18 protein-coding genes are annotated in these 21,005 nt (G+C 54.9%); 8 read left to right on the top strand and 10 right to left on the bottom strand.

Translation table 11 applies throughout. The annotated features are described in order from the left end of the window. Positions 1-45 precede the first annotated feature (45 nt). Both ACN1CO_RS02675 and fabA read left to right on the top strand, forming a co-directional pair. Positions 46-1,914 carry an AAA family ATPase gene (locus ACN1CO_RS02675; protein WP_419137469.1) on the top strand — a complete coding sequence of 623 codons (1,869 nt, stop codon included), beginning with the start codon at positions 46-48 and terminating at the stop codon, positions 1,912-1,914. Between the two features lie 68 nt (positions 1,915-1,982). Next, positions 1,983-2,501, top strand: a complete 519-nt coding sequence (gene fabA / locus ACN1CO_RS02670; RefSeq protein WP_009091047.1) for a bifunctional 3-hydroxydecanoyl-ACP dehydratase/trans-2-decenoyl-ACP isomerase — start codon at positions 1,983-1,985, stop codon at positions 2,499-2,501. Positions 2,502-2,569: 68 nt separating this feature from the next. Here fabA and rmf read toward each other — a convergent pair whose 3' ends face one another. From rmf to rlmKL, 6 genes are all read right to left on the bottom strand, one after another. Next, positions 2,570-2,737, bottom strand: coding sequence for a ribosome modulation factor (rmf, locus tag ACN1CO_RS02665; RefSeq protein WP_008925875.1), 168 nt, complete (start codon positions 2,735-2,737; stop codon positions 2,570-2,572). Between the two features lie 279 nt (positions 2,738-3,016). After that, positions 3,017-3,586, bottom strand: a complete 570-nt coding sequence (gene pqiC / locus ACN1CO_RS02660; RefSeq protein WP_419137466.1) for a membrane integrity-associated transporter subunit PqiC — start codon at positions 3,584-3,586, stop codon at positions 3,017-3,019. Next, positions 3,583-5,226: an intermembrane transport protein PqiB gene (pqiB, locus tag ACN1CO_RS02655; protein ID WP_419137464.1), complete on the bottom strand. Its 1,644-nt coding sequence runs from the start codon at positions 5,224-5,226 to the stop codon at positions 3,583-3,585. Before pqiB ends, pqiC begins: the two co-directional genes overlap by 4 nt. Then, positions 5,213-6,481, bottom strand: a complete 1,269-nt coding sequence (gene pqiA, locus ACN1CO_RS02650; RefSeq protein ID WP_419137462.1) for a membrane integrity-associated transporter subunit PqiA — start codon at positions 6,479-6,481, stop codon at positions 5,213-5,215. Before pqiA ends, pqiB begins: the two co-directional genes overlap by 14 nt. A gap of 14 nt (positions 6,482-6,495) precedes the next feature. Continuing rightward, positions 6,496-8,412: an ABC transporter ATP-binding protein gene (locus ACN1CO_RS02645; RefSeq protein ID WP_419137460.1), complete on the bottom strand. Its 1,917-nt coding sequence runs from the start codon at positions 8,410-8,412 to the stop codon at positions 6,496-6,498. 6 nt (positions 8,413-8,418) lie between these two features. After that, positions 8,419-10,533 carry a bifunctional 23S rRNA (guanine(2069)-N(7))-methyltransferase RlmK/23S rRNA (guanine(2445)-N(2))-methyltransferase RlmL gene (gene rlmKL, locus ACN1CO_RS02640; RefSeq protein WP_419137458.1) on the bottom strand — a complete coding sequence of 705 codons (2,115 nt, stop codon included), beginning with the start codon at positions 10,531-10,533 and terminating at the stop codon, positions 8,419-8,421. A gap of 110 nt (positions 10,534-10,643) precedes the next feature. Here rlmKL and ACN1CO_RS02635 point away from each other — a divergent pair, with 110 nt between their 5' ends. Next, positions 10,644-11,753 carry a YcbX family protein gene (locus tag ACN1CO_RS02635; protein WP_419137456.1) on the top strand — a complete coding sequence of 370 codons (1,110 nt, stop codon included), beginning with the start codon at positions 10,644-10,646 and terminating at the stop codon, positions 11,751-11,753. A gap of 5 nt (positions 11,754-11,758) precedes the next feature. On the opposite strand, the gene ACN1CO_RS02630 is transcribed toward ACN1CO_RS02635, so the two are convergent. From ACN1CO_RS02630 to ACN1CO_RS02615, 4 genes are all read right to left on the bottom strand, one after another. After that, positions 11,759-12,301, bottom strand: coding sequence for a cell division protein ZapC (locus tag ACN1CO_RS02630; RefSeq protein WP_283545786.1), 543 nt, complete (start codon positions 12,299-12,301; stop codon positions 11,759-11,761). A 153-nt stretch (positions 12,302-12,454) separates the two neighbouring features. Beyond that, positions 12,455-13,465 carry a quinone-dependent dihydroorotate dehydrogenase gene (gene pyrD / locus ACN1CO_RS02625; protein ID WP_419137454.1) on the bottom strand — a complete coding sequence of 337 codons (1,011 nt, stop codon included), beginning with the start codon at positions 13,463-13,465 and terminating at the stop codon, positions 12,455-12,457. Positions 13,466-13,599: 134 nt separating this feature from the next. Further along, positions 13,600-14,901 (bottom strand): flippase, encoded by a 1,302-nt coding sequence (locus tag ACN1CO_RS02620; protein ID WP_419137452.1) that lies wholly within the window; start codon positions 14,899-14,901, stop codon positions 13,600-13,602. A 101-nt stretch (positions 14,902-15,002) separates the two neighbouring features. After that, positions 15,003-15,983 (bottom strand): glycosyltransferase family 2 protein, encoded by a 981-nt coding sequence (locus ACN1CO_RS02615; protein ID WP_419137450.1) that lies wholly within the window; start codon positions 15,981-15,983, stop codon positions 15,003-15,005. A 749-nt stretch (positions 15,984-16,732) separates the two neighbouring features. On the opposite strand from ACN1CO_RS02615, the gene ssuE reads away from it, so the two are divergent. The 5 genes from ssuE to ssuB are packed head-to-tail and all read left to right on the top strand — an operon-like array spanning position 16,733 to position 20,994. Beyond that, on the top strand, positions 16,733-17,284 hold the full coding sequence (ssuE, locus tag ACN1CO_RS02610) for an NADPH-dependent FMN reductase (protein ID WP_419138957.1): 552 nt from the start codon (positions 16,733-16,735) through the stop codon (positions 17,282-17,284). 11 nt (positions 17,285-17,295) lie between these two features. Beyond that, a complete protein-coding gene (locus tag ACN1CO_RS02605) occupies positions 17,296-18,249 on the top strand; it encodes a sulfonate ABC transporter substrate-binding protein (protein WP_419137448.1) in 954 nt (317 codons plus the stop codon). 9 nt (positions 18,250-18,258) lie between these two features. Continuing rightward, on the top strand, positions 18,259-19,407 hold the full coding sequence (gene ssuD, locus ACN1CO_RS02600; RefSeq protein ID WP_419137446.1) for an FMNH2-dependent alkanesulfonate monooxygenase: 1,149 nt from the start codon (positions 18,259-18,261) through the stop codon (positions 19,405-19,407). 10 nt (positions 19,408-19,417) lie between these two features. After that, entirely contained in the window at positions 19,418-20,209 is a 792-nt protein-coding gene (gene ssuC, locus ACN1CO_RS02595) for an aliphatic sulfonate ABC transporter permease SsuC (RefSeq protein ID WP_419138956.1), read from the top strand. After that, positions 20,206-20,994 carry an aliphatic sulfonates ABC transporter ATP-binding protein gene (ssuB, locus tag ACN1CO_RS02590; protein ID WP_419137444.1) on the top strand — a complete coding sequence of 263 codons (789 nt, stop codon included), beginning with the start codon at positions 20,206-20,208 and terminating at the stop codon, positions 20,992-20,994. The genes ssuC and ssuB overlap by 4 nt, the downstream gene beginning before the upstream one ends. Positions 20,995-21,005: the final 11 nt, after the last annotated feature.

Below are 21,005 nucleotides of genomic sequence, written 5' to 3'. Positions count from 1 at the left end.
CATCGTGATCACGTAACGAACTAAGAATAACAGCTTTTTTCCTGGATGCAGCAACGAAAAACATGCTGCCATCGTCACATCTTCAACAGGAAGTCAGCAGTGCTTAACAAGGGTGAATCCTGTATAATCTCGCTTTTCTTAATACAGACAAATGCGATTATTTTGACCAGCACCCAACTTACGTGGCAGACCTTACAGCCGGATAGCGCGCAATACCAATCCGTTTTCTCCCGAATTGCTGATGAAGAAACTGATGCTCTGGCAACGGTACAGCCCCGGTTGCTGAATGCACTGGCGCATTTACACCACCAGACGCAAGGCTTCCCGTTACTGCTGGTTCGTAGCCAGGAGAATCGCGACTATCTGACCTTCATTACCCAGGCCGCTCAGCGGGTCATGGCAGACAGTACCACCCTGTTCGGCGGTGATTACCATATCATGGCTGACAACGTCACGCTTCAGCCCCCCTCCGATCCTCAACGTCCGTTCACCAGTCAGGGTGGTATTCACTTTGCTGAATGGACTGAAATGGAGCAATTATTTGGCTGCGTGCGCCAGTATAAAGATCGCATCCAGCTCGAACCGGGCCTGATCCATCGCGCCAATGGCGGTACGCTGGTGCTGTCACTGCGTAGTCTGATGACACAGCCGATTCTCTGGCTGCGCCTGAAAAAGTGTATTGAGCAAGGCTATGTTGAGTGGACATCTCAGGATGAACGCCGGCCGCTGCCTGTCTCGATTCCTCCATTACCACTCAGCCTCAACCTGGTCCTGTGTGGCGACCGGGAAGCGCTGGCAGATTTTCAGGAGCTCGACCCTGAAGCTCACGAAATGGCCATCTATACTGAATTTGAAGAGAACATTCAGATTCTGGATGAAGATGACATGCTCGCCTGGTGTCGCTGGAATGCTGAACTGGCGCAACAGGCAGGTCTGCCTCTGCCGGAAGAGGACTTCTGGCCTGAGCTAATCAAAGAAGGGGTCCGTTACAGCGGCGATCAGGATACCCTGCCACTCTGCCCTCGCTGGCTACAACGCCAGATGCGCGAGTCAGCTCTGATGGGCGATGAACTTAATGCTGAAGCGCTGCGTGATGCGCTGGAAGCCCGCCTGTGGCGTGAGAATTATCTCAACGAACGAATGCGTGACGAAATCCTGCTGCGACAGATCCTGATTGAAACCGAAGGTGAAGTGGTCGGTCAGATTAATGGTCTGTCGGTAGTTGAATATCCTGGTCATCCCCGCGCCTGGGGCGATCCCTCGCGCATCAGCTGCGTGGTCCATCCCGGCGATGGTGAGTTCATGGATATTGAGCGCAAAGCGGAGCTGGGCGGTAACATCCACGCCAAGGGCATGATGATAATGCAGGCTTACCTGACTGCAGAGCTGGAACTCGACCAGCAACTGCCCTTCTCGGCCTCAATGGTGTTTGAGCAATCCTATTCCGAGGTGGATGGTGACAGCGCCTCGCTGGCTGAACTCTGTGCCTTAATCAGTGCACTGGCTAATCAGCCGATCAATCAGCAGATTGCCGTGACCGGCTCAGTCGATCAGTTCGGTAACGTACAACCGGTGGGCGGGCTGAATGAGAAGATTGAAGGTTTCTTTGATATCTGCCATCAGCGCGAACTGACGGGCCAGCAGGGTGTGATTATTCCCGCCTGCAATGTGCGTCATCTCAGCCTGAATCAGGCGGTTGTGAGTGCGGTTGAGCAGGGTCGCTTCCATATCTGGGCCATTGACCAGGCTGAGGAAGCGCTGCCGCTGCTGACTGGAAAAATCTGGAGTACCGAGGATGGTCTGGGCGATTGCCTGCTGAATACCATCCAGGAACGCATTAGCCTGTTCAACCAGCCGGACGGTCCGCAACGTCCCTGGGCGCTGCGCTGGCTTAACTGGTTCAACCACCGTTAATCCGATTTGCTCAGCGTACAACTGTTCGCTAATATTCGTGATTCACTAAAACAAGGCTTATTGAAAACATGGTAGATAAACGCGAATCCTATACCAAAGAAGATCTGATTCTGTCGGGTCGTGGTGAACTGTTTGGCGAAAATGGTCCGCCGCTTCCATCTGGCAACATGCTGATGATGGACCGCGTGGTCAAAATGACCGAAGACGGCGGCAAATATGACAAAGGCTTTGTTGAAGCGGAGCTGGATATCAATCCCGATCTCTGGTTCTTCGGTTGCCACTTTATTGGCGATCCGGTGATGCCGGGTTGCCTTGGCCTGGATGCCATGTGGCAGCTGGTCGGTTTCTATCTGGGCTGGCTGGGCGGCGAAGGTAAAGGTCGTGCGCTGGGCGTGGGTGAAGTGAAATTCACCGGTCAGGTCCTGCCAGACGCGAAGAAAGTCACTTACCGCATTCACTTCAAACGCGTGATCAACCGTAAACTGGTAATGGGCGTGGCAGATGGTGAAGTGCTGGTTGACGGTAATCTGATCTATACCGCCAGCGATCTGAAAGTCGGCCTGTTTAAAGATACCGCCGCTTTCTAAACGTTTCCCCCGGAAACAAAAACCTCCGCGCATGGCGGAGGTTATATTCCCTTTTCAGTGACATCCGGTTATGCAGCTACCGACCTGTCCTCCATGGCTTGTCGCCAACCTCCCAACCAGTGAGACTTAGCGTCAATCAACTGATACGGACACATCTCTTTTGAGCGTCCAGTAATGCCTGCCTGATAACCACGTGAATGGGCGCGTTCGAGGCGGTCTCGTTTCTGTCTCTTCATACTCCGTGTCCCTCATGTAAGGTCTGTGGAATCTGGTGGAAAGAAATGTGGTGAATTAATGTTCAACCACCCTTATGTTCTACCCCCTGCGTTCCCAAAGATCAATGCCCAATCTTCATGTCAGTGTCATAAATGTGACCTTAATCGGTAAGATTAAGGCTATTTTGTGAAGCATTCGACAACACTATCTTTCTGAATAAGCTAATAAAAAAGCCCCTGAACAATATCGAAAAAAGACGACAATCGGTCAGGGGCTTAGCTTATTTATTCACATCAATCTTAATTTAACGCAACCACACTATTAGCAATCTTCTGCGCCGTCTGTTGCCAGCCCGCTGCCAGCGTCCGGACCATCGCATCATAGCCATCTTCGGTCTGCGGCACGACCAGGTTAAACGCCTGTTTCGTCAGACGGCCCTGATGTTCCAGCGTCCATTCGCCACTGACGGTCGCTTTGCCATCGTAGCGACCCTGGAAGCCTGTGACGGTCACATTCAGTGTATCGTGCTGCGCACCTAAAGGTGAACCTGCCACCAGCCGTCCGGGCAGCGCCTTGCTCAGGTTAGTGATCAGCGTCTGCTGCAACTGCTGATCCAGCGGGCTGGCCCAGAGATTATTGGTGGCGATGACATATTTCACATCACTGGTCTGATAAACCAGCCCATTGCCTGCCAGGTAGTCCGGCACCGTCACCTGCTGCACCCATAACATCGGCTGTGCTTCATTCAGCTGACTGCTGGTGACCTGCATGGACGCCGCCCCGGAGGGCAGCTGATACCAGGTATTGTCAACGCTGCTACTGCACGCACTCAACACCAGCGCGGCACAAAGTATCAATCCTTTTTTCACTGTTTCGCCCTCTTCGGCTGGGGATCCTGTCCCGGTTTCGCCTCAAATACCAGCGCATTGCTCTTGTTGTTCAGCGTTCTCAGCACCGGCTGAAGCTCACGCAGTACCTGATCCAGGCGCTGCATATCTCCCACCACTTTGGTGTAGGCTGGCGAACCTGGCTGCAGGCCTTTCATGCTGCGGTTCAGTTCGCGCAATGTCTGCTGCAGATCTTCCGGCAGGGTTTTCATCGCCGGACTGCCGGTGACTTTGTTGATGTTGTCGATGGTACGCTGCAGATCACGCATCGTTTTCTGGCTCTCTTTCAGCGTTCCTGTCGCTTCATTGACCATACCGTTCAGTGGCAGACTGTTGATCTTATCCAGTGCCGCCATCAGCTTCTGCTGAATCTGGCTCAGGCCACCACTGACCGTTGGGATCACTTCATAACCAGAGACTTTCTGCGGACCTTTGTAAGGCGGAGCATTGTCATAGAAGTCGAGATCGACATAGAGCGCGCCTGACAGCAGGTTGCCGGTTTTCAGCGTGGCACGCAGGCCACGTTTTTTACCATCCTGCAGATGCTGCTCCAGGTCGAAGTTCTCGCCCAGTCGGCTGAGGAAGCGATCCGGCTCAATGCGAATCAGCACCGGCACGCGGTAATCATTATTCAGTGCCTGAACCAGACCCGCTTTCATCAATGGCGCTTCGGAGACGGTGCCCAGACGAATACCACGGAACTCAACCGGCGCACCTGCCTGCAGACCACGAATCGAGTCGGTGAAGAACAGCACGTAGTCGACATGGTTGGTGTAAAGTGAGTCCTGAATGCTGCGCTGATCGTCAAACAGATGATAGTCAGACTTGTTCTGCGCAGGCTGACCCAGCTCCCAGCCACTCGGCACGTCAAAACTGACGCCGCCACTGAATAGCGTGGTGAGCGAGCCCATTTCCACCCGCATGCCGGAGGCAGACATATCCACGGCGATGCCGCTGTCCTTCCAGAAACGCACGTTGGTGGTCACCAGGCGGTCATAAGGCGCGGCCACAAATAATTGATAGGTCATCATACGTTTGTCAGTATCAAACACACTGGTCTCGACCGTGCCCACGCGATAGCCACGGAACAGCACCGGATCGCCCGGATTAAGCTGACCCGCTTTCTTGCTGTCCAGCACAATGCGAATACCTTTAGCATCCGGTGGCGCTAACGGTGGAGCATCAAGCAGCTGATACTGCTCGGGTGGCTGTTTTTTGGTGCCGGGCTGCAGTTCGATATAGGCACCTGACAAGAGTGTGCCAAGACCGCTGATCCCTTCACGACCAATCTGCGGTTTTACGACCCAGAAAACGCTGTCGCTATGCAGCAATTTTTCCATGCCTGAATTGAGGCGCGCTTTGATTTCCACATGGTGAAGATCGTCGCTTAACACCGCGCTCTCCACCACACCGACATCCACGCTGCGGCTTTTAATCGTGGTTTTACCCGCAACAATGCCTTCGGCGTTTTCGGTGATTAAGGTGACTTCCGGCCCCTGATGGCTGAAGTGATAAAACAGGATCCATCCGCCGATTAACAGCGTAACGATGGGGACAATCCAGACCGGCGACCAGCGCTTAATCTGTTCCACCTTTGCATGGCCGTGGTTAGTTTCCGTCAAGGCGCGACTCCTTCATATTGTTTTCGCGTACACGATCCCAGGTTAACCGCGGGTCAAAGGTCATGGCAGCAATCATGGTGATAATCACCACCATCGCAAAGAGTACTGCCCCCCACGCGGGATAAACATTCATTAATTGCCCCATGCGCACCAGCGCAGAGAGCACGGCAATGACAAACACGTCGATCATTGACCAGCGGCCAACGAATTCGACCACTTCATAAATTTTGTGCATCCTGTGGCTGTCACGCTGTCCGCGTCCGCTGGCATCCCAGCAGAGCCAGCCAATCGCCAGCATTTTCAGCGTCGGCACCATGATGCTGGCGATAAAGATCACCAGCGCTACCGGGTAAGAACCATCGCCCCACAGTACAATCACCCCGGCCATAATATTGGAGGGATAGGCCGTACCGAGGGTTTCCGTCACCATGATTGGCAACAGGTTGGCCGGGATATAAAGCAGAATAGAGGTGAACAACAGCGCGAGCGTCCATTGCAGGCTGTGCTTACGCCGAGCCTGGGCCGTGACGCCGCAGCGCGAACACGTATGCTCAGCTTCAGGCAGAATGGCGGTACAGCAGGGACAGGAGCGCAGTCCCTGCTCTAAACCACTGACACCCACTTCGGGCGGATGAGGCAGCGCGGGTCGGGGTGACAGAGTGTCCCACAAGCTGCGCCGATCAACACACTGAAAAGCCCGCAGTTGCAGCAGGCAGAACAGCACCCACGGCCAGAAACTGGTCTCCAGGCCGATCTCGCCATAGGCCATCAGTTTGACGAAGCTGACCAGCACGCCCGCCATAAAGATTTCTGACATGCCCCAGTTACGCAGCTGAAACAGGATGCGTGCCAGACCGATTTTCAGGTGCTTCGGCAAGCGGACCTGATTGACCAGCAGAATAATGGTGATCATGCAGAAGGCCGGAACCGCCTGCACAAACAGCAGAAACAGCGTCGCCAGGCTGCTGTAATCTTCCGTCACCATCACCTGAGGGATCTGCGCCAGGGTAATCTGGCTGGTCAGCCCCGCAACCTTCATTGAGACGAAAGGAAACAGGTTGGCCAGCAGCAGCATAAACAGGGCTGCCAGCGCATAGCCCGTCGGCCGCTTGCGCGGCTCGTGCCAGTTGGCCGTCAGGGAGGTGTGGCAGCGCGGGCATGACGCACGGCTGCCCACGGGAATGTCCGGCAGCTTAATCATTAAATCGCATTGTGGACAAAGCATCCACGCGTTACTTTTCACTGCTGAACACATCCGTTAGCCCTGCCTTACGCGCCGTTTTTCAGTGACTCAAGCTCTTCCCAGCGCGCAAAAGCGGTTTCCAGCTCCTGCTCAGCCTGCGCCAGATTATCCAGCACCGGTTGCGTCTGATCGTGTGCCTGACTGAAGAAGTCCGGGTGACTCATTTTAGCCTGCAGTTCACCGATGCGTGCTTCCAGCTGCTCCAGTTTTTGCGGTAGCTGTTCCAGCTCACGCGCCAGATTGTAACTGAGCTTATTCACGTTACGCTTAGCCTCACCCTTCTCTGCGGCTGGCTTAGCAGTATTGCCCGTCGCTTTCGCGGGGGCCGCAGCTCTGTGCTGCCGGTAAGCGGCGCGCTGCTGCTGAGCGTCGTGATAACCGCCAACAAAGGTACCGATTTCGCCGTTGCCTTCGAAAATCCAGCACTCGGTGACGGTATTGTCGACGAACTGACGATCGTGGCTCACCAGTAAGACGGTGCCCTGATAACCATCAATCAGCTCTTCCAGCAGTTCCAGCGTTTCGACGTCGAGGTCGTTGGTCGGTTCATCCAGAATCATCAGGTTGCTGGGACGCAGGAACAGTCGCGCCAGCAGCAGGCGGTTACGTTCACCACCGGAGAGCGCACGTACCGGCGTCATCGCACGTTTTGGATGGAACAGGAAGTCCTGCAGATAGCCCAGCACGTGGCGCGGTTTGCCGTTGACCAGCACTTCCTGCTTGCCTTCGGCCAGGTTGTCCATCACGGTGCGATCCGGATCCAGCTCAGCGCGATGCTGGTCAAAGTAGGCCACTTCCAGCTTGGTGCCGGAGTGCACGCGGCCATGATCGGCTTTCAGCTGCTGCAGCATCAGGCGCAGTAACGTGGTTTTACCGCAGCCGTTCGGCCCGATCAGCGCAATTTTGTCGCTACGCTGAACCTGGGTTGAGAAGTCCTTCACCAGCACTTTGCCATCGACTGCGTAGTCGACATTTTCCAGCTCAAATACGATCTTGCCGGAGCGGGATGCTTCGCCGACCTGCATGTTGGCTTTGCCCATCACTTCGCGACGTTCTGAGTGTTCGCGACGCAGCGCTTTCAGCGCACGCACACGGCCTTCGTTACGGGTACGACGGGCTTTGATGCCCTGACGGATCCAGACCTCTTCCTGCGCCAGCTTGCGGTCGAATTCAGCGTTCTGCATCTCTTCAACGCGCAGGGCTTCTTCTTTGCCTTCCAGATAGAGATCGTAGTTGCCCGGCCAGGAGACCAGCTTGCCACGGTCGAGATCGACAATGCGCGTCGCCATGTTGCGGATAAACGAACGGTCATGGGAAATAAAGACGATGCTGCCGCTGAAGTTCTTCAGGAAGGTTTCCAGCCAGTCGATGGTTTCGATATCGAGGTGGTTGGTTGGCTCATCCAGCATCAGTACGCGCGGGTTACTCACCAGCGCACGACCCAGCGCCGCTTTACGCAGCCAGCCGCCAGAGAGCGACGACAGCTCGGTATCAGGCTGCAGACCAATCTGCTCCAGCACATCATGGATGCGGCTTTCCAGCTGCCACAGGTTCTGATGGTCGAGAATGGTCTGCAGACGCGCCATCTCATTGAGGTTTTTATCGCTGGGATCTTCCATCACCACATGGGAAATGGCGTGATAGGCTTTCAGATGCTCAGCCTGCTCTTCAACGCCTTCAGCCACGAAGTCATAGACCGAGCCGGTAATATTGCGCGGCGGATCCTGTTGCAGACGCGCCACGACCAGGTCGGTTTCATAAATAATGCGGCCATCATCCAGTGGCTGTTCGCCATTGATGATTTTCATCAGCGTGGATTTACCCGCACCGTTACGGCCCACCAGACAGACGCGTTCGTTCTCTTCGATGTGCAGTTCGGTATTGTCTAACAGCGGCGCATCGCTGAAGGAGAGATAAGCGCCGTGGATACTGATTAATGACATGTAATCTTATTCCTTACCGGCGTGAGTGATCAGCCAGCAGTTGTGAATTTGACGGTTACGCGCGAAGTCCTGCGACTGCGTTTTCTGGGTAATATCCTGCGCCTGCAGGCCCAGTGCTTTCAGGCCATCCATGTCCATTTTGAAACCGCGTTTGTTATTGGAGAACATGATGGTGCCGCCGCGACGCAGCAGGCGCTTCAGGTTACGCATCAGCATCATATGATCGCGCTGAACGTCAAAGCTCTCTTCCATACGTTTTGAGTTGGAGAAGGTTGGCGGATCGATAAAGATCAGGTCAAAATTCTCGTCACTCTCATTCAGCCAGCTCAGGCAGTCCGCCTGCATCAGACGGTGCTGGCGCCCGGTCAGTCCATTAAGACGCAGGTTACGCTCCGCCCACTCCAGATAGGTACGCGACATATCTACCGTGGTGGTTGAACGCGCCCCACCCAGACCGGCATGCACACTGGCGGTGCCGGTGTAGGCAAACAGGTTCAGGAAATCTTTGCCCTGACTCATCTGGCCAAGCATTTTACGGGCAATGCGGTGATCGAGGAACAGGCCGGTATCGAGATAGTCGGTCAGATTCACCCAGAAATGCGCATTAAACTCTTTAACTTCGAAATAGTCGCCCTTCTCGCTGAGCTTCTGATACTGCGCTTTGCCTTTCTGGCGCTCACGCGTTTTCATGATCAGACGGTCGGCAGGCAGTTCCAGCACGCTCAGGGTCGCGCTGATCACATCGAACAGGCGCTGACGCGCTTTGTTTGGATCGATGGTTTTCGGTGGCGCGTATTCCTGGATAATCACCCAGTCGCCATAGCGATCGACAGCAACGTTGTAGTCTGGCAGATCGGCGTCATAAATGCGGTAGCATTCAATGCCTTCCTGACGCGCCCACTTCTCCAGCTTCTTCACGTTTTTACGCAGACGGTTCGCGTAATCTTCCGCAATCTGTCCGGCGCTTTCATGGCTGTTAACCGCCAGCTGATAGTTTTTCTGCACGCAATCCAGCGGACCGTTCTTCGCTTTAAACTGGCGATCGGCACGCAGTTGCAGGCAGCTCAGCAGTTCTGGAGAGGCACTGAACAGCGACAGGTTCCAGCCGCCGAAATGCTGCTTCATCAGACGCCCAAGCTGGCTGTGAAGCGCAATCAGGGCAGGTTCGCTTTCCAGACGCTCACCATAAGGTGGATTGCTCAGTACCGTGCCGTGAACTGCCGGATCGACCGGGTTGGTCAGCTTCAGCAGGTCCTGCTGGGCAAAGGTAAAGAGTTCAAAGACGCCAGCGCGACGGGCATTCGCCTGCGCCCACTCCAGCACCCGACCGTTGTTGTCGTAGCCAAAGAAGCGCGCCTGAGTAGCGGCCGTCCCTGCACGGGCACGGTCCTGCGCCTCGGCTTTCACGTCCTGCCACAGCGCAGCATTAAACTGGCTCCATGCGGTGAAGCCCCAGTGCTTACGCAGCAGGCCAGGCGCGCGATCGCAGGCGATTAGCGCCGCTTCGATCAGCAGCGTACCGGAACCACACATCGGGTCGATCAACGGCGTGGTCGGCTCCCAGCCAGAACGCAGCACAATTGCCGCCGCCAGGGTCTCTTTCAACGGTGCCTGACCGGTCTGCTGGCGATAACCGCGCTGATGCAGTGAGGTGCCGCTGAGATCCAGCGCAATGCTGGCGCGATCGTCATTCAGCCAGACGTTAACACGGATATCCGCCTGCTCACGATCGACATTCGGCCGTTCGAGGTTCTGACGGGTAAAGCTGTCCACGATGGCATCTTTTACTTTCAGCGCGCCGAACTGGCTGTTACGAATCGAGTCGTTGGTACCGCTGAAATGGACCACAAAGGTTTTGTCGCTGCCGAACATCGACGGCCAGTCCACGCTCTGCACACCCAAATAGAGATCGAGATCGCTGTAGACGCCAAACTCTCCCAGCGGCAACAGGATGCGTGATGCTAAACGACTCCACATCAGACTTTGGTACATGGCGCGATCGTCGGCTTCGTAGTGAACGCCTCCCTGCACCACTTGCAAATCCTGCGCGCCCAGCGCGTCCAGCTCACTTTTTAACAGCTCTTCGAGCCCACGCGCCGTGCTGGCAAACAGAGAATTCATATCGTCACTTTTTAACTCTTGAGAAAATTGTCGCGCATTATAGCGAATCGGAGACCTATGTCATAAAGTTAGCTTCTTTTGTGTCGCGCGTCGGGTTCAAGGAGAACACCATGATCACGCTTTCCCGCTTATTTATTCATCCTGTGAAGTCGATGCGGGGATTAGCCTTATCACACGCGCTGGTCACTGACAGCGGACTCGCGTTTGATCGTCTGTTCATGGTGACCGAACCTGATGGCACCTTTATTACCGCCCGGCAGTACCCGGAGATGGTGCGCTTCACGCCGGCTATTCTGCCGGATGGCCTGCTGCTGGCGGCCCCGGATGGCAGTCAGTCCCTGATCCGCTTCAGCGATTTCGATGAGCAGAATCATCCCACCGAAGTCTGGGGCAATCATTTTACCGCGCGCATCGCGCCGCTAGCGATAAACCAGTGGCTGAGCCAGTTCTTCCCGCGCGAGGTTCAACTGCGCTGGGTCGGGCCGCAACCCAGCCGCCGGGTCAAAAAGTTTGATCATATTCCGCTGAGCTTCGCCGATGGCTTTCCGTTTTTACTGATCAACAACGCGTCGCTGCATGATCTGCAACAGCGCTGCCCGGCCAGCGTCCGGGCCGAACAGTTTCGCCCGAATCTGGTCGTCAGCGGTGCTGCCGCGTGGGATGAAGATAACTGGGCGGAGATTCAGATTGGCGACGTGATATTCGAGGTGCCTAAGCCCTGTAGTCGCTGCGTGCTCACGACGGTCAGCACCGAGACCGGCGTTAAGCATCCCACCGGTCATCCGCTGGCGACGCTGCAGACGTTCCGCACCGCCCAGGATGGCAGTGGTGATATCGATTTTGGTCTGAACTTAGTGGCACGCAACAGTGGCGTGGTGCGTGCCGGCGATGAAATGGTTGTTCTGAAACGTCATGCACCGCGCAGCTATGGGGCCGGTGAAGTCGTCGAAACGTTGAAACCCGCGCAGCAGGCACCCGATGCCGTTACCATCACTTACCAGGGTCAGACGTTCACCGGAGATAATCAGCAGGTGTTACTGGATCAACTGGAGATGCAGGGCTTCCGCATCCCCTACTCCTGTCGGGCGGGACTGTGTGGCAGCTGCAAGCTTAATCTGGTCGCGGGTGAGGTAAAGGCGCTGAAACAGAGTGCCCTGCGTAAGGACGGCACGCTGTTAAGCTGTAGCTGTATTCCGGCAGGGGATCTCGAACTAAACTGAAGTGATCAGACGGCGCGTGCGTAACGCGGCGCGACGTCCTGATGCCAGGGCTGCAGGCGATCGTTCATCACCTTGATGGCATCGCCGAGCACCATGTTTTTTCCGGCCAGCGTTAATCCTGGCTGTGCCAGCAGGCAGAGCGCCGCATTATCACCACTCTCCACTACCAGCAGACGGGCCAGCGTTCCCTCTTCGGCCAGCGTAACCTGTACCATTTCGCCAGGACGGGGCTGCATTGCCGGAGCATACGAGGTGAAATGCCAGCTTTTCGGCATCAGTGGCTTGAGGAAGCGGGCAGCGACCAGCGCGTTTAACACCAGCTCAGCACGATGGCTGCCACTGAGTTTGCAATGACGGCAGGTCTCTTCAAAGGTGTAATAAAGGGCGGCATCGTCGACACAAAAACCCGATTCAGTGAAAGCATCCGGCGTGAGCATTTTGCGGGAATAACGGGAACGAAAAAGCATACCGTCTGCCAGGTCGAGCATCATCCGGTCGTGGCTGCTGTCAAAATACCAACGCCAGTTATCATCGGGTTTAATTTTCATCGTGTGCCCTGTATTTACCGCTGCGCCAAAAATCGCGCAGAATTCAGCGAAAAAAGAAACATAAGGAAAAGCTGAAAAAGCGTGTAACAGGACAAAATATAAACGAGCCGAGGAGATAAATAAACCCCCCGGCCAATCATTGTGAGAATTGTCTTAGAGATGCGTGACGATATCTTTAATTAATCCTGGCCCCTGATAAATAAAGCCTGAATAAATCTGAACCAGTGTTGCCCCTGCGGCGATTTTTTCACGCGCTGCCGTCAGAGAATCGATGCCGCCAACGCCGATAATGGGCAGGCGGCCCTGCAGTTCCTGAGAGAGGCGCTGGATAACCGCTGTGCTGCGAGACTGCACTGGCCGGCCACTTAATCCGCCCGCTTCCTCAGCATGTTTAAGACCACTCACCAGCGAACGATCAAGCGTGGTATTACTGGCAATAACGCCATCAATCTGATGACGAATTAAACTGTCTGCGACCTGAATTAACTCTTCTTCAGAGAGGTCGGGCGCAATTTTTACGGCCAGCGGAACATATTTAAGATGACGCTGTTCCAGCTCTTTTTGTTTCTGTTTGATCGCTGAGAGCAGATCATCCAGCGCCTCACCATATTGCAGCGAACGTAAACCTGGGGTGTTCGGTGAAGAAATATTGATGGCAATATAACCGGCGTGGGCATAGACCTTCTCCATGCAGATCAGATAATCATCTTTGCCCTGCTCGACTGGCGTATCTTTATTTTTACCAATATTAATCCCGAGCACGCCGTTAAAACGCGCTTTCTTCACGTTCTCAACCAGGTGATCAACGCCCAGATTATTAAATCCCATCCGATTGATAATTCCGCCCGCTTCCACCAGACGAAACATGCGCGGCTTATCATTTCCTGCCTGAGCGCGCGGCGTAACAGTGCCGACTTCAACAAAACCAAAGCCCATTGCCGCAAAGGCATCAATGCACTCAGCGTTCTTATCCAGACCCGCAGCCAGGCCCAGGGCATTCTTAAAGGTCAGTCCCATACAGGTGACCGGACGCGATGGCAGATTCTGGCGATAAAACATCTCCAGCGGGGTGCCGTTCATAAAACGCAGTTGCTGAAAGGTGAGTTCGTGTGCGCGTTCGGGATCGAGTTTAAACAGCGCCGGTCGGACGATAGGATAAAACATGCACTCTCCTGAAGGACGGAAGCGATCGTGGAAGTCGGTGCACGGGGAAATGTGCGCCAGAATGGTAAAGTGCTCTGGCGCAAAAGTAAATCGAACTGCGGGGATGCGTGAAGTTAAGTGAAAATGCTTTGATCTTACGCCGCGGAATCGTTTACGGGGTGATTTTCCACCCGTGAAGGGAACAGATAATCCCGCAGGATGCCGTGACGCTGCATGATGCCAAAAATACCGATGCAGACGAACGCTTCAGCTCCGACCATCGACCATGCGGCACCAATCGCACCAAACTTCCACGCCAGGAAACAGCACAGCGGCACGTTAATCACACCCGCGGCCATCATCACCCACATACGCTGACGCGCTAAACCATGTGGGATCAGAATCTGCAATCCGGCCGGATAGGCAATGTTGCCAAACAGGAAGCAGAGCACGAACACACGCAGCACGTCCGCTGACGGGATGAAGTCTTTACCCAGCAGAATAGAGACCACCAGATCAGCAAAGAACCAGGTGAAGATCACAATCGACAGACTCAGGGAAAACGACAGCAGCAGGCTTTTACGCGTCGCTGCAATCGCAGCGCGTTTATCGCGGGCAAACAGGTGACTGACGCGCGGGAAGAAGGCGCTGCCGATCTGTTCTGGCACTGAGTTAGCCGCTTTACGCAAGCGATCTGCACCGTTATAGATCCCGACCATATAGGTGGAGGTGAAGGAGGCGAGGATCACGACGTTGACGCTGTTAAACAGATTGGCACCGGCGATGGCAATAAAGACATCCATGCTGTCGGTGATGCGCTGTTTGATTTCACGCGGTTCAAAGCGGTAGCGGCCAATGACCTTCATCTCCAGCACGAACTTCAGCGTAATCGCCGCGCTAATGATGGAGACAGTGCCCGGGATCAGGGCAGCCAGCCAGGTATCCTGCGGGGATTTCACCAGCAAAAAGGTCAGTGGAATCGCACAGAAGTTACCAAAGGTGGCGATCATCGCCGTCTTACCCAGCTTTTCAAAGCCCTGCATCAGCCAGCCGAATGAAAACAGCGAGCCTATCAGCGTGGTGCAGTTCGCCAGGATGATAAAGAACAGCGGATGCCAGGCAGGGTTAAACCAGGTCGCCGTCAGCAGCGTGCCGCTGGTCACCACCAGCAGCATCAGCTTGGCGTTGAACGTTGACCAGAAGAGCTGACTGACGCGTTCTTTGTCATCACGATGGTGAGCAATATCTTTGGTAGTAAAAACGTTGAATCCCCAGTCGGAGATGGTGCTGCAATAGAGCACGCAGGCGATCGCCAGCGCCAGCGTACCCATCTGCTCTACGCCCAGAACACGGGCAAGGTAAGGCAGCGTGGCCAGCGGGAACAGGAACGACGCGCCGCGATATGCCAGCAGCGAGAAAATATTAATAACCAGACTTTTATCGAGTACTTTTGCCATGACGCAACAACCTTATACACATTGCATGTCTCACCTTCTCATTTCGTAAAGGCATAAACAATATCGCTAAACATTTTTCAGAATCAGGCTGTTTTTCAGAATCAGGCTGCGTTTTTCAGCTCTTTTTTAACCTTGTAATGCTGCAGTGCAATAAACAGTTCAGGGCGATTAAACAATAACCACTCTTTAAAGTTCTCTGCTTTCACATTACGGCCCATAAAGCGAATAGCATTAAGCACATATTCCGGAACGGGGGTGCGGTTATAGAGTGATAAATAGATCATCAAACGAAACGAGTGCACTAAATAGGCCTTTTCCAGCGTATCGCGCCACGCTGATTTAACCTGAGAACGGGTTAAGGTGTTATAGGCGTTCATAAAGGCATCATAGCGCTGATAGAAAAACTCATTGCTTTTGGTACTGTTGGTCAGTGAGCCGTTGCGAATACGCTGTTTATAATAGACCTGATGACTGACCCAGGCCTGCTGACTGTTCATAAAGCAGGAGAGTGTAAAATTGTGGTCTTCATGAACGCGTTTAACAAAGCGTAATTGATGCTGCTCAATAACGCGTTTACTGATGACATAGCTCCAGGCCGCAGAGGTATAGCTGCCGTTACGCAGCAGGCCCAATAAGACGTCCTGCGATTTTTGCTGGCCGAAGTGTTCGTGTCTGACTTTTGGCGAGGTGATCTCTATCTGACCATCGCGATAGACGCAGGAGTTAAAACAGAACAGGTTGGTTTCAGGATGCTTTTCCGCCACCATGGCCAGCTCAGCGACCAGCCCATCTGCCACGACATCATCCGGATCACAGAAAAAGAGAAACTGCCCCTTAGCCCGCTCAATACCCACATCACGTGCATGGCCGGCACCGCCATTTTCGGTGGTAATTATTTTCACCTGAGAAAGATGCGCATAATTCTGTTCAAGTAAGGCTAATGTTCCATCGGTGGAGCCATCATTCACAATGAGTATTTCATTGGGCGCTTTAACCTGACGTAATAATGAATCAACGCACTCCACAATATATTTTTCTACATTGTAAGTTGGAATAATTACGGATAATAGAGTGTCAGACATAGGCAATTCTCTGCTGTTAGAAAAAAGACAATACGATTCACCCGCCAGATGCAGGGCCTGACCAGAGGCGAAACGTCGAAAAGAGTAATGCGCTAATATTATGATGGCTTTCCTTTAGCCTGATTATCTTAAACCGGTAATGCGAAAAAAGACCAGTCGTAAAAATTATCTTAACGTTTCACCTGAGAATCACTGTTAACGAAAGTGCATCTAAAGCCCGTGTTAATGTTAAAACCGTTGATGATCCATTTAAAATAGCCCTGCAGAGCAGACGTAACCAGATTCAGAAATCTGTAAGCGAACATCTTAAAAGGTGAATATCTTCACTATTCCTTCATTTTTATTACAGTTTCCTTTCTGCAATTAGTCCTAATCTTTGGCGAATATGGCCGGAGATATGCTGACTCTGTGCCGCTTTGAAGGCGTATTTTCTCAGCCGTTTCGCTTTAACACCTCGCCATTCTCAGGAAGATTGATTAAGCAATCAGACGAAAGAGAATTTTTCTGCTCAACCACCCCAATCTGACGATCTCGTATCACACCCCTTAATGAATTCTTCTGCTGCCAGCCCCTAATTTAAGAATTATCGGAAGAGGCGAGATTCTCTATTGCCGCTGCGGCTTCTATTTGCGGTTTTCACCCTTGCTTTGCCGGATAAATCATTTAAGCCCACTCCCCTGCTCTGACAGTATGAAGGCATTAGTTCTCAACTTTAGATAATCAATAACTTTTAGTTATAAGGAGTGATGATGCGAGTTATTACGCTGGCAGGCAGCCCACGATTTCCCTCCCGCTCCACCTCATTGCTGACGCTATGTCAGCACAAGCTGGAGGCACGAGGCATCGAAGTCATTCCATGGAATATTCACAACTTTCAGCCTGACGATCTGATCAATGCGCGTTTTGATGCGCCTGCCCTGCTGGCTCTGCGCGAAGATCTGGCCTCGGCTGATGGCCTGATCGTGGCGACACCTGTTTATAAAGCGTCGTTTTCAGGCGCGCTGAAGACTCTGCTCGATCTGCTGCCAGAGCGCGCTCTTGAGCATAAAGTCGTGCTGCCACTGGCCAGCGGCGGCAGTGCCGGTCACATGCTCGCGCTGGATTACGCCCTGAAGCCGGTTCTTAACGCCTTAAAGGCGCAGGAGATCCTGCACGGTGTTTATGCCGAGGACAGCCAGATTACCCATTACGATCGTCAGCCGGTTTTACAGGATTCCCTGTCACAGCGCCTGGATGAAGCCGTCGACGCGTTCTGGCTGGCACTGACCCGTCACCATCACCCCGTTGCGCAGGCGGTATAAGGAAGAGTTCGATGAAGCAAATAGTTGGAAAGTGGCTGGTGGCAGGACTTTTACTCATCGCCCCTCTGGTTCAGGCCGCCGAATCGGATCCGGCTGAGATTCGTATCGGCTATCAGAAAGGCTCGGTCAGCATGGTGCTGGCGAAGTCACATCGGTTACTGGAGAAGCGTTTTCCTCATACTCAGATTAAGTGGATCGAGTTCCCGGCGGGCCCACAAATGCTGGAAGCGCTGAACATCAACAGTATCGACCTGGGCAGTACCGGTGACCTTCCGCCGCTGTTTGCCCAGGCCGCTGGCGCGGATCTGCTTTATGTCGGCTCCGAGCCGCCAAAACCCAAAGCAGAAGTGATTCTGGTGCCGAAAAACAGCCCTCTGAAACAGGTGGCGGATCTGAAAGGCAAGAAAGTCGCTTTCCAGAAAGGCTCCAGCTCCCACAACTTACTGCTGCGCGCCTTACAGCAGGCGGGGCTGAGCTTTAAAGACATTACGCCGGTCTATCTGACGCCCGCCGATGCACGCGCCGCCTTCCAGCAGGGTGACGTTGATGCCTGGGCAATCTGGGATCCCTACTACTCCTCAGTTCTGCTGCAGGGTAATTCACGCCTGCTGATTGATGGCAGCTCACTGAATCTGACCGGCTCGTTCTATTTAGCGACCCGCAACTATGCCGATGCCCACGGCGCCTTTATCCAGCAGGTGCTCGACACTTTCAGCACGGCCGACGCGCTGACCATCAGCCAGCGTCAGGAGAGCACCACGCTGCTGGCGCAGGCGATGGGCCTTCCTGAGCCGGTCATCGCCAGTTATCTCAGCCATCGGCCGCCCACCCGGATTTCGCCGGTCAGTGCCGAAACGGCCGCAGCTCAGCAGCGCACCGCTGACCTGTTCTATGCCAATCATCTGTTGCCAGTCAAAGTGACGATTCAGGATCGCATCTGGCAACCGCATACCGTAACGCAGTAAGGAGCAACAATGAGCGTATCTATTTTCTGGTTCCTGCCGACGCATGGCGACGGCCACTATCTTGGTACGGCTGAAGGGGCGCGACCGGTTGATCACGCCTATCTGCAACAGGTGGCGCAGGCCGCTGACCGTCTCGGCTTTGGTGGTGTATTAATCCCAACCGGCCGCTCCTGTGAAGATGCCTGGCTGGTTGCCGCCTCGCTGATTCCGGTGACGCAGCGCCTGCGCTTCCTGGTGGCGCTGCGTCCTGGCGTGATTTCACCGACTCAGGCGGCGCGTCAGGCGGCTACCCTGGATCGCCTCTCCAATGGCCGCGCGCTGTTCAATCTGGTGACCGGCGGCGATCCGGAAGAGCTGGCGGGCGACGGTGTGTTCCTGGATCACCGTGAGCGTTACGCAGAATCCGCCGAGTTCACCCGCGTCTGGCGTCGGGTGCTGGAAGGCGAAACCGTCGATTACGAAGGTAAGCACGTGAAGGTTCGCGGCGCGCGTCTGATGTTTAAACCGGTGCAGCAGCCTCGTCCTCCCCTCTGGTTTGGTGGCTCTTCTGAACCGGCCCAGGAGCTGGCGGCTGAACAGGTCGATGTTTATCTCACCTGGGGTGAGCCGCCTGCACAGGTCAGAGAGAAGATTGAGCAGGTGCGCGCGAAAGCGGCCGCTCAGGAACGCACCGTGCGCTTCGGCATCCGTCTGCATGTGATTGTGCGCGAAACCAATGAAGAGGCGTGGCAGGCCGCTGACCGGCTGATTGCCAATGTGGATGACGCGACTATCGCGAAAGCGCAGGCCGCGTTCCAGCGGGCAGATTCTGTGGGTCAGCGCCGGATGGCTGCACTGCACGGCGGTCGCCGCGACAAGCTCGAAATCAGCCCGAACCTGTGGGCAGGCGTAGGTCTGGTACGCAGCGGAGCCGGTACCGCACTGGTCGGCGATGGTCCGACGGTTGCCGCACGCATCAAAGAGTATGAAGCGCTGGGCATCGAGACCTTTATCCTGTCAGGTTATCCGCATCTGGAAGAGGCTTACCGCGTCGGCGAGCTGCTGTTCCCGCATCTGGATCTGCAGGTTCCTCTGGTGCCTCAGCCGCGCGTCGTTCAGGCGCACGGTGAAGCAGTCGCCAACGATTTTACCCCTGAGAAAAAAGTCGCCCGGGGCTAAGGAGAGCATGATGGCCAGAACCCGAAAACGCCTTGCTGATGCGCTGATACCGTGGCTGCTGCCGACGCTGCTGGTCGTGGTGTGGCAGATTGCCTCGCAGACCGGCTGGTTATCGAATCGCATTCTGCCCGCGCCGGAGAAAATTGTGACCACCTTCTGGCAGCTGACCGCCAGCGGTGAACTCTGGCAGCACCTGGCGATCAGCAGCTGGCGGGCGCTGATCGGCTTCAGCATCGGCGGTTCAATTGGCCTGCTGCTGGGCCTGATTACCGGCACCTCAAAAACGGGTGAGCGGTTGCTGGATACCTCACTTCAGATGCTGCGTAATGTGCCGCATCTGGCGCTGATCCCGCTGGTGATCCTCTGGTTCGGCATTGATGAGTCCGCCAAAATCTTTCTGGTGGCGCTGGGCACGATGTTCCCGATCTACCTGAATACCTATCACGGCATCCGCAACATCGATCGCGGGCTGGTTGAGATGGCGCGCAGCTATGGCCTTTCCGGCTGGAGCCTGTTTATCCAGGTGATTCTGCCCGGTGCGCTTCCAAACATCATGGTCGGCGTGCGTTTCGCGCTGGGTCTGATGTGGCTGACGCTGATTGTCGCCGAGACCATCTCTGCCAGTTCTGGCATCGGCTATCTGGCGATGAATGCACGTGAATTCCTGCAGACCGATGTGGTGGTCGTGGCCATTATCCTCTACGCCCTGCTCGGCAAACTGGCAGATGTCGCCGCGTTGTTACTGGAACGTGTCTGGCTGCGCTGGCATCCCGCTTATCAACTGAAGGAGGAGAACGCATGAGCCAGACTTTCTCACCGGCACGCCTCAACACCGGTACGCCGGTTGGCGTCAATGGCGTCAGCAAACAGTATGGCAGTCGCACCATTCTCAATAAGATCGACCTGCATATTCCTTCAGGTCAGTTTGTGGCGGTGGTGGGTCGCAGCGGCTGTGGCAAAAGCACCCTGCTGCGCCTGCTCGCCGGTCTGGAACAGAGCTCCAGCGGTGAACTGCTGGCGGGCAATGCACCGCTGCAGTCGGCGCGTGACGATATCCGCCTGATGTTTCAGGATGCGCGACTGCTGCCGTGGAAAAAAGTGATCGATAACGTCGGTCTGGGCCTGCGCGGACGCGAATGGCGTAGCGCGGCGATGGACGCTTTGGCAGCGGTGGGACTGGCCGATCGGGCCGATGAGTGGCCGGCCGCACTTTCTGGCGGTCAGAAACAGCGTGTGGCGCTGGCCAGGGCGCTGATCCATCGGCCTGGTTTACTGCTGCTGGATGAACCGCTGGGCGCGCTGGATGCCCTGACCCGCATTGAAATGCAGGGATTGATTGAGTCACTGTGGCAGCAGCATCACTTTACCGTACTGCTGGTTACGCACGATGTCAGTGAGGCGGTGGCAATGGCGGATCGCGTATTGTTGATCGAAGAGGGTGAGATCGGTCTGGATCTGCTGGTGGATTTACCTCGTCCGCGGCGTCGGGGGTCTGCGCGACTGGCTGAGCTGGAAGCGGAGGTGCTGGATCGGGTAATGCAGCGCACGGAACGACCGCAACCGTTACGGTTCGCACAGCAGCGCTGAAAAAAGGGAGC

It is taken from the genome of Pantoea sp. R13S299 (genome assembly GCF_048515925.1).
GTDB lineage: Bacteria > Pseudomonadota > Gammaproteobacteria > Enterobacterales > Enterobacteriaceae > Pantoea.
This window is presented reverse-complemented; position numbering and strand designations above follow the sequence as displayed.

Bases quoted from the DNA above. Each gene is read 5' to 3' on its own strand.
- ACN1CO_RS02675 (WP_419137469.1), top strand. From the start codon at position 46: ATGCAGCAACGAAAAACATGCTGCCATCGTCACATCTTCAACAGGAAG.
- ACN1CO_RS02615 (WP_419137450.1), bottom strand. From the start codon at position 15,983: ATGTCTGACACTCTATTATCCGTAATTATTCCAACTTACAATGTAGAA.
- pyrD (WP_419137454.1), bottom strand. From the start codon at position 13,465: ATGTTTTATCCTATCGTCCGACCGGCGCTGTTTAAACTCGATCCCGAA.
- ssuD (WP_419137446.1), top strand. From the start codon at position 18,259: ATGAGCGTATCTATTTTCTGGTTCCTGCCGACGCATGGCGACGGCCAC.
- ACN1CO_RS02605 (WP_419137448.1), top strand. From the start codon at position 17,296: ATGAAGCAAATAGTTGGAAAGTGGCTGGTGGCAGGACTTTTACTCATC.
- pqiA (WP_419137462.1), bottom strand. From the start codon at position 6,481: ATGTGTTCAGCAGTGAAAAGTAACGCGTGGATGCTTTGTCCACAATGC.
- rlmKL (WP_419137458.1), bottom strand. From the start codon at position 10,533: ATGAATTCTCTGTTTGCCAGCACGGCGCGTGGGCTCGAAGAGCTGTTA.
- ACN1CO_RS02630 (WP_283545786.1), bottom strand. From the start codon at position 12,301: ATGAAAATTAAACCCGATGATAACTGGCGTTGGTATTTTGACAGCAGC.
- ACN1CO_RS02620 (WP_419137452.1), bottom strand. From the start codon at position 14,901: ATGGCAAAAGTACTCGATAAAAGTCTGGTTATTAATATTTTCTCGCTG.
- ACN1CO_RS02645 (WP_419137460.1), bottom strand. From the start codon at position 8,412: ATGTCATTAATCAGTATCCACGGCGCTTATCTCTCCTTCAGCGATGCG.
- ssuB (WP_419137444.1), top strand. From the start codon at position 20,206: ATGAGCCAGACTTTCTCACCGGCACGCCTCAACACCGGTACGCCGGTT.
- ssuC (WP_419138956.1), top strand. From the start codon at position 19,418: ATGGCCAGAACCCGAAAACGCCTTGCTGATGCGCTGATACCGTGGCTG.
- ssuE (WP_419138957.1), top strand. From the start codon at position 16,733: ATGCGAGTTATTACGCTGGCAGGCAGCCCACGATTTCCCTCCCGCTCC.
- rmf (WP_008925875.1), bottom strand. From the start codon at position 2,737: ATGAAGAGACAGAAACGAGACCGCCTCGAACGCGCCCATTCACGTGGT.
- fabA (WP_009091047.1), top strand. From the start codon at position 1,983: ATGGTAGATAAACGCGAATCCTATACCAAAGAAGATCTGATTCTGTCG.
- ACN1CO_RS02635 (WP_419137456.1), top strand. From the start codon at position 10,644: ATGATCACGCTTTCCCGCTTATTTATTCATCCTGTGAAGTCGATGCGG.